The sequence below is a fragment of the Bathymodiolus platifrons methanotrophic gill symbiont genome (assembly GCF_002189065.1).
Taxonomy (GTDB): domain Bacteria; phylum Pseudomonadota; class Gammaproteobacteria; order Methylococcales; family Methylomonadaceae; genus Methyloprofundus.
The window spans coordinates 1-2412 of sequence record NZ_BDMN01000163.1; the positions used below are offsets into that span (position 1 = coordinate 1).

Annotated in this window: 1 protein-coding gene; it reads left to right on the forward strand. The window is 39.2% G+C overall.

Translation table 11 applies throughout. The features are described 5' to 3' along the window. The first annotated feature begins 1503 nt into the window (after positions 1 to 1503). The gene (locus CDZ78_RS10145; protein ID WP_087869913.1) at positions 1504 to 2355 is read left to right on the forward strand and encodes an Lcl C-terminal domain-containing protein; all 852 of its coding nucleotides are present in this window, start codon (positions 1504 to 1506) and stop codon (positions 2353 to 2355) included. Positions 2356 to 2412: the final 57 nt, after the last annotated feature.

Consider the following 2412-nt stretch of genomic DNA (forward strand, 5'->3'; position numbering starts at 1 on the left):
TTCAGGTTTAGAAACAAGCCCCGAACTTTTAAAGTTTAGGGTTTAAAGGCAAAAAAAAACCCAAGCATTTTTAAGTGCTTAGGTTTTTTGCCTTTAATAAAGGTTGTGTATGAGTGATTTCAAACACTCACCACAGCTTGAAAGTAAGAGACCAACTCTTGCAATCAAACGAACGTTAATTATATCTTAATTAGCTTCTCATTTGTAAGCAATTTGGTTTTTCTTCTCTTCTTTCAAGCCCAGCCCCTATTTTGGATTAGATGATATTGGAATAGGTCAGGACAGAGCTACCGATCAAGGGTATGTAGAGGTAGTCAGTAAGATCATATTTGTATAAAGTAGAAGTCGCGGGTTTATACCGTCTCACCTGCGGGAATTGAATTTTATAGTGCAAATATGCTGCGTAGCTGTACAGGGGGATATATTTATATATATTCTATAGCGCAGGGGCAGGGCGGAGGTAAAAGGGGCTTAAAAACTCGATTATTCTGTTTATTCTTCCTCGAAATAGCTAAAAAAATCATTAGCATTTTGAGTGGGAAAGATAAACAGGTAAAACCTTACTCTTTGTGTTGTCTATGCAAGGTGTAGCCCTGCACGCTTATTCTTTCCATGTTTCTTTTTATCCTTAAAAATTATCATTGTTTATTATTGATGCGCGGAGCGCGGTTTAAGAGAAACCATATTGCTGTGATTGAGAGTGATTGTGGAGAATGTGTTGGCTAGTGTTGGTAAGGTGTGGGTAACGTCTTTTTGTTATCCATGCTTTATCAATACGTCCCGTAGGGAGCCAATATATTCTCCACATGAAGGTAATAGAAAAATTTGCAAAATGCGTCCTACGGGCATTACAGGGGCTAACCTTACTTGTATGCGAACGTGAAAAACAAAACTAGGCATATTAACTATGAATACCGACAATGCGTATCCCTTGTCCTTACTGCTCTACATAGGATGTGACAATGATTGAATAAACAACAGTTCTAACCCAAAAAGGCACGTCTAAAAGCAATAAGTCTCATTCAATATATCCTATCATCACTTGCACCGTAATCTTGTAAGAATACTGTTAGTGTGTGTTCCAGTGGTGAAGTGTGGAGCTAACTATGTTCAGTATTAAGTGAAAGCACAGCAGTCAATACACCAGTGAAATTCATACCCAGCGACTAAAAAACAAAGGCATCACTATTTATACAACAGAAAATAAAGTTTTTATATCGTATATATTTTCATAAAGTCCATGAAAAAAAACAGAGATTCTGAATTTTTTCAGCGGGGGATACTGCCGCCACAAAAGCCGAAACAACGGAAACAACGGAAACAAAGATAAAACAGGGGCAAAGCTGTTCAGTTGCAAGTAAAATTGAATGTACAACTTAAACGCAGTGAGTTTTTGTCTTGACTCAGGTGACCACTATAGCTTTCTGCGCTTTTTTGATAACCTTTGCGACAGAACCAACTAGTAGCCGAGTTGCCTTACCGTTAATTTAAACAAGAGCCATCATGAAAACTATAGTTATTACAAGTGCTTTGTTAGCCTCATCCATTTCATTTGCGAATGCGGGACATAATGTAGCGCCGGTTCAAATAAATAAAGATGGCATAGCCACGCAGATTAGTCTGGAAGAAAACAAGAATCCTCAGAGCCCCCGTGAATTTTCAGCCCTCCCTTCCCTAATTCCAGTTTCTATAGCAGATACTAACAGGGATATTTCTGAAAATACAAAGGGTAAAGTCTCAACAATAAACGATAGAATTACGAGCTTATCATACCCATCTCAAGAGGATAAAATGAAAACAGAGTTTCGGAACCTGAGGCTTTGTAAAGGCAGTAATTATCTTCAGGATGAAGCTTGTGAATACACCTATAAAAAGGGGGATACAGGTCCCGCTGGCGGGATTGTCTATTACACCACTGATGGTGGAAAACATGGTTTAGAAGTTGGCTTAGAAGATTTAGTGTCCTCCCCATGGGGATGCTTTGGAATCGCTATTACTGGCGCACGAGGACAAGAAATAGGGGATGGTAAAGCAAATACAGATGCCATTTTAGCTGCCGACTGCACTATCGACGGTGTGAAATCAGCGGCACATGTAGCAGCTAGTTACTCAAGTAATGGCATTTCTGGTTGGCACTTACCCTCTATAGGTTCTTTAAAAGAAATATACTATGTAGTCTATAAAAGCAGCTTACCAGGATTTCATCGCAGCGGAACCACTCTTTTTTGGTCATCTACAGAGGACAATTCCGAGCGTGCTTGGTTGATGATATTTGAGCCTACTTATGTTTCGGATTATCCAGATTATAAGAATGTTATAACCGCGGCTAAAGTACGACCTGTTCGTCCTTTCTAACCCGAAAAAAATAGCAACTCCCCGCAGTGCTCAAAAAACATTCTCTGGTATTGATCT

Excerpts from the sequence above, each read along its gene's own strand:
- CDZ78_RS10145 (WP_087869913.1), top strand. The coding sequence starts at position 1,504 with ATGAAAACTATAGTTATTACAAGTGCTTTGTTAGCCTCATCCATTTCA.